The organism is Candidatus Avelusimicrobium caledoniensis (genome assembly GCF_902756455.1).
Classification (GTDB): domain Bacteria; phylum Elusimicrobiota; class Elusimicrobia; order Elusimicrobiales; family Elusimicrobiaceae; genus Avelusimicrobium; species Avelusimicrobium caledoniense.
The window spans coordinates 1-4914 of sequence record NZ_CACVRB010000039.1 but is presented as its reverse complement, the minus strand read 5'-3'; the positions used below and the strand labels follow the sequence as shown (position 1 = coordinate 4914).

7 protein-coding genes are annotated in these 4914 nt (G+C 47.0%); 3 read left to right on the top strand and 4 right to left on the bottom strand.

The genetic code is table 11. The features are described from left to right. Positions 1-621 (top strand): type IV pilin protein (locus ACQY2W_RS07240; RefSeq protein WP_428050785.1); only part of this gene is annotated, 621 nt, incomplete at its 5' end. A gap of 71 nt (positions 622-692) precedes the next feature. Here the strand turns inward: ACQY2W_RS07240 and ACQY2W_RS07235 are convergent. Genes ACQY2W_RS07235 through def form a run of 4 tightly spaced genes read right to left on the bottom strand, consistent with a single transcriptional unit; the run spans position 693 to position 2567 of the window. Beyond that, complete coding sequence (locus ACQY2W_RS07235) at positions 693-1127, bottom strand: hypothetical protein (protein WP_428050784.1); 435 nt, start codon at positions 1125-1127, stop codon at positions 693-695. A gap of 24 nt (positions 1128-1151) precedes the next feature. After that, positions 1152-1316 (bottom strand): hypothetical protein, encoded by a 165-nt coding sequence (locus tag ACQY2W_RS07230; protein WP_428050783.1) that lies wholly within the window; start codon positions 1314-1316, stop codon positions 1152-1154. A gap of 1 nt (position 1317) precedes the next feature. Continuing rightward, the gene (locus ACQY2W_RS07225; protein ID WP_428050782.1) at positions 1318-2043 is read right to left on the bottom strand and encodes a hypothetical protein; all 726 of its coding nucleotides are present in this window, start codon (positions 2041-2043) and stop codon (positions 1318-1320) included. 2 nt (positions 2044-2045) lie between these two features. Continuing rightward, positions 2046-2567: a peptide deformylase gene (def, locus tag ACQY2W_RS07220; protein ID WP_428050781.1), complete on the bottom strand. Its 522-nt coding sequence runs from the start codon at positions 2565-2567 to the stop codon at positions 2046-2048. A gap of 81 nt (positions 2568-2648) precedes the next feature. Here def and ACQY2W_RS07215 point away from each other — a divergent pair, with 81 nt between their 5' ends. Continuing rightward, entirely contained in the window at positions 2649-4139 is a 1491-nt protein-coding gene (locus tag ACQY2W_RS07215; RefSeq protein WP_428050780.1) for a TM0106 family RecB-like putative nuclease, read from the top strand. 38 nt (positions 4140-4177) lie between these two features. Continuing rightward, positions 4178-4588: an ACT domain-containing protein gene (locus ACQY2W_RS07210; RefSeq protein ID WP_428050779.1), complete on the top strand. Its 411-nt coding sequence runs from the start codon at positions 4178-4180 to the stop codon at positions 4586-4588. The last annotated feature ends 326 nt before the right edge of the window (positions 4589-4914 follow it).

Genomic DNA, 4914 nt, shown 5'->3' with positions numbered 1-4914 from the left:
TCGTCATCCCGCAGTGTTTCTATGCGGGATATAGTGGTGGGTTTCTTTAACGCCCCGTTATATCCCGGATTACAAATTTCCGGGATGACGAACGGGGCGGGCGCGTTCACTCTTATTGAATTATTAGTCGTTGTTCTCATTATTGGTATATTAGCGGCGGTGGCCTTGCCGCAGTATAAAGTAGCGGTTGCCAAAGCGCGTATGACACAACTTGTCACGCTGGCCAATGCCGTCAAACAAGCCGAAGAACGCTATTATTTGGCTAACGGCCAATATACAACAGATTGGACGGAACTTGATTTAGACATAAACGGTACCATAAATAGTACTTACCTAAACAACCCGGCCGGATGGCATTTACTCCTCACACCGGATGTTGCCAATGCAACAGATGCTGCCGTACAAGCGTGGGATACCCGTATTCTCTCAGGCACCACCCAACAAAATAGTTTATACTTATACTTTGCGTTTGATCATGCTCAAGGGGGACACAGAGGCGAACGCCTTTGTTTCGCGCCTACTTCAAGCCAACTGGGCAATACCGTGTGTAAGAGTGTCACCAACAATGCTCCGGCACATCCTCAAAGTTCAGGTAATGTCACTTGGTACGTATTTCAATAATTGTTACCAAACATAAACGGCAGACCGTTTCGGGTCTGCCGTTTACATCCTCCTAAAATCTTTACTCGCACTTATTTCTTACTTTCGGCTACTTTCATATTTTCCAATTCTTGGATCAAACTCAGCAACGTCGGTTGCAACTTGGTTACATATTCTTCTTCAAACGTGCCGATGCGCGTTTCCATGCGGGCAATTTGTTTGGACAAATCGCCGCTCATTTTATCGTGGCCGATTTTCATTTCTTCCAAGCGGTATTGCAACTCTTTCACCTTTTCTTTCAGGTCGGCTACTTCTAGCGAAGACGACCCTTGCAGCGAACTTAGCAAAGAGGCACGCGGCTTAAACGTGGGTTGCACGGCAGTAGTGGCCACGGTTACTTCTTCCGATGAGCTTTCAAAATCGGTCTCGTGCGCCAACGCGCCGCGGTATTTAGCCGTAAACACAAATAACAAAATAAAGCAAACTACAAAACCACTGATTTGTAAAATTACTGTTGTATCTAGCATAGTCTAATCATACCATATTTTAAATTATCTGCGTTTGACCACCACAAAACTGGCAAAAAACACAAACGCGTACAGCGCGCACGAAATCAGCGCGCGTCCCCACGAGCCAAACCCCGGCCCAAACGCATAAATGATACTGCCCAAAATCAAAAAGGCAATTATGCCTGTGATGTTCCATTTAATATACATATTATTTAATAACCGTTCCCGTTTTCCCTGTTTGATAATATACAATGCGTATTTCCACGCCTTTTTCCTTGGCAAGACGTACGGCATCCGGGTGCAACACGCTGGCGCCGTTAAGGGCGAGCTTATACATTTCGTCAAAATCTAACACTTCGTATTTTTGGGCTTTTTGGTCTTTGTTGGGGTCGGCAGAATAAACGCCGTCCACGTCTTTAATCATTTCCACGTGGCTTGCCCCTAACTGCGCTGCCAAAAACACCGCCGACACGTCAGAGCCGCCGCGTTTTAACGTGGTAATTTCTTTATTCTCGCCAATACCTTGAAAGCCCGCCACCACCGGCACGTGGCCTTGTTCCATTTCTTTTTTGAGGCGGTCGCCTTTTAAAGTTAAAATATCCGCCCCCGTGTGGGAGGACGTCGTAATCAGCCCGATTTGCGATCCGGTCAAAGAAACCGACGGCACTCCTTGCGCGCGCAAGGCAATAGATAAAAGGGCTACACTCACGCGTTCGCCCGTCGTAATCAGCATATCCAACTCGCGTTTATCGGGCTCGCGTGCGATACTGTATGCGTGATCCAATAGCACATCTGTCAAATTCCCGTTGGCGGATGCCACCACCAAAGGAATAAAACCGTCGTCGTAGCGACTTTTAATCAAATTGGCCGCTAAGAGTAATTTTTGTTTATTGGCCAGCGTGTTGCCGCCGAATTTCATTACACAAATTTTCATAATTAGTCCCATTTGGCCCGTAATTTTTTGATAATTTTTTTAACTTCGGGTTTCAATTTCGGATCTACCAAATCAACAAATAATTTACCGTCTAAATGGTCCACCTCGTGTTGGAACGCTTTAGCCAGTAACCCGCGGGCACGCTTGGTGTGTGCTTGTCCGTTTTCGTCTAAGTATTTCACGGTTACATCGGTAGCGCGCGGAACTTCCGCCCACAAACCGGGCAAGGAAAGGCACCCTTCTTCTTCAATTTTCTCGCCGTGTTTGGCAATAATCTCCGGGTTGATAATTACGTATTTGGTTGGCGGGTCGTCTTCTTTTTCACCGGGCAGTAAAATAACGGCCAGGCGCAAGGGCAGCCCGATTTGGTTAGCGGCCAACCCCACTCCGCGAACGGCCAAGCACGTCTCTTCCATATCTTTAAGAAGCTGAGGAAGTTGCGGGGCAATCTCGTCGTAACTGACGGGTTTTAACTTTTGGCGCAAAATCGGTTCGCCGTATTTGGTAATGCGCAAAATAGCCATATGGGTATTGTATCATTTCGTTTGATACCGGGCAACGGAAAAATCTTTTCTTCCCGCCCGTAAAAAGCTAAAATAAAAGAGATGACCGAATCTGATTTGCAACAATTATTTATAGATTTTTCCGCCGGGCGGACACCGGATAAACAAGATTTTAATGCCTCGCGCATGTTTTCGCTCTTGGAGGACCCGTTTAGCATTTGGTGTTCCTTTCACGCCCCGCAGAAAGAAGCCGTCCCCGAAACAAACCGCTACGAAAATTTAAAGATCCGTACTGACCGCCGCAGCCGCGACGAGTGGATCAAAGAGAAATTCCCAAATGTCGTCTTTATATCGGGCGAAACCGACCAAGACCGTTTTAAAAATACGCTATCCGCCATGGCTAGCGGCGCAGAAGCCATTGCCAACTGCGCGCTGTGGAACTTGCCGGAATCGGTCTATGGGAATGCTAATTTGCTCGTCAGAAAAGACGACGCCCCCAGCCGTTTTGGCCCGTTTCATTATGAGATTTACCAATTCAAACGCGCGCATGATTTAAAAGAACATTACACGTTGCAAATTTGTTTGCTCAGCCGCATTTTGGGGCAAATCCAACAATACGTTCCGGCGAGCACGCGCGTGCATTTAAAAGGTCATTTTGTAGATATTCCTTACGCCAAACACCAAGAACGCTTGGAGCGCGAGCTGACTTTTTGGCGCGCGATTCGCGACGGTAAGGCCAAGCCCGAAGCACACAAGCCGCCTAAAGCCGCCAGCGCGCCGTGGCGCGTGTATGCCAATAAACTCATGGCCCAAACAAAAGATTTACTGATGCTCCCCGGCTTAAATACCGAAATGCGCCAGTGTTTAAAAATCAACGGGATGTTTAACACCGACGACGTCGCACGCGCGGGTCTAGCCAAACTGCAAGGAATTTTGGAAGAGCCGCACGCCACCAATTCGTTTTATAACGCCCAAGCGTACTTGCATAACAAACCGGTTTTACGCGAGAAAGGACACTTCCCCCCGCCCGAAAAAAAATACAATTTGTATTTTGATTTTGAGGCCACGGAAACATTCACCAAAGACAACGTGTCGTTTGTGTATTTAATCGGTATTTGGGACAAGGAAGAAAACAAATACGTCAGTTTTGTAGCCAAAAAGCCGGAAGAAGAATTACAGATTTTTGAACAGTTTTTTGCGTATATTAAAGACTTTGCCAACACCGCCCTTTATCACTGGACGGAGTATGAAGTGAAAAAAATGAAGAAACTGGCCGGGGCCAATCCGTCGTCAGCGGCGCACTTAAATGCGTTGTGCGGTATTTGCTATGATTTAAAGGTAGCGGTCAGCAAAGCGTTTTATTTGCCTGCGCCGAGCTTTTCGCTCAAGGCCGCCGCACCCGCGTTTGGGTTTAACTGGCGGCAAGACGATTGCGGCGCCATGGACAGCATGGTCTATTTTACGAGTTGGCTTAAAACAGGTAACGACGAGCTTTTGCAAAAAGTGCTCATGTATAATGAGGACGATTGCAAAGCGATGTTAGATTTGGAAAATAAATTAAAAGCGGCCGAGGCGTTGGAAATTCGGCCGTAATTTTTAGAAAAAAATTGTACAATGATAACGAGGTTTTTATGCCACTAAGTATCGTTAAACAATACAGTGTATTTTTAGTTAATGAACCGGGTACGCTTAAAAACGTAGCCGAAATTCTGATGCGCGAAAAAGTAAATATCATCGCGCTTTCCCAAGGCGTGCACTACGATGCGGCCACGTTCCGCCTAGCCGTTACCCACGACCAAGAAATCAGCCACATTTTAACGCGTGCCGGATTTACGAGCGTGAAAACGGAAGCGATTTGTATTGAAACCAAAGACCGCCCCGGGCTGATTTTGGATATCAGCTCCGTGCTGACCAAACACAACATTAACATTGCGGCCATTTACGGCTCGGCTACTTCTGACGGACAGAGCCGCTGGATAGCCATTGTCAACAACATTACTAAAGCATTAAATGCATTAGAAGAATCGGGCATGTTTAATTAACCGTCCCCAAGTTTTTATACCACTCCCGCGTTCTGCCGGGAGTGGTTTTTATTTACCGGCAGAAATGCTATACTGTAAATAGATTTAGACGGATCTGTTTCTATGCCATGAAGAATGGCCATTTGCCTGAAAAGGCAGTGCTATCACTAGCAACAGAGAGGTCTGCTTTCCCGCGCGTCTATGCGCGCGGGGGGCGGCTTCGTTAGGATGGTGATAGCACCTAATGAAAGTCCGCCCTTTTGTTTTTAAATGATCGCGGCGGACAAAAAGTTCTTGCCACCCGGCAAGCCGCCTCGGCTTTGTTATACGCTACTAGCGTATAGCGG

Bases quoted from the DNA above. Each gene is read 5' to 3' on its own strand.
- ACQY2W_RS07235 (WP_428050784.1), bottom strand. From the start codon at position 1,127: ATGCTAGATACAACAGTAATTTTACAAATCAGTGGTTTTGTAGTTTGC.
- ACQY2W_RS07230 (WP_428050783.1), bottom strand. From the start codon at position 1,316: ATGTATATTAAATGGAACATCACAGGCATAATTGCCTTTTTGATTTTG.
- ACQY2W_RS07225 (WP_428050782.1), bottom strand. From the start codon at position 2,043: ATGAAAATTTGTGTAATGAAATTCGGCGGCAACACGCTGGCCAATAAA.
- def (WP_428050781.1), bottom strand. From the start codon at position 2,567: ATGGCTATTTTGCGCATTACCAAATACGGCGAACCGATTTTGCGCCAA.
- ACQY2W_RS07215 (WP_428050780.1), top strand. From the start codon at position 2,649: ATGACCGAATCTGATTTGCAACAATTATTTATAGATTTTTCCGCCGGG.
- ACQY2W_RS07210 (WP_428050779.1), top strand. From the start codon at position 4,178: ATGCCACTAAGTATCGTTAAACAATACAGTGTATTTTTAGTTAATGAA.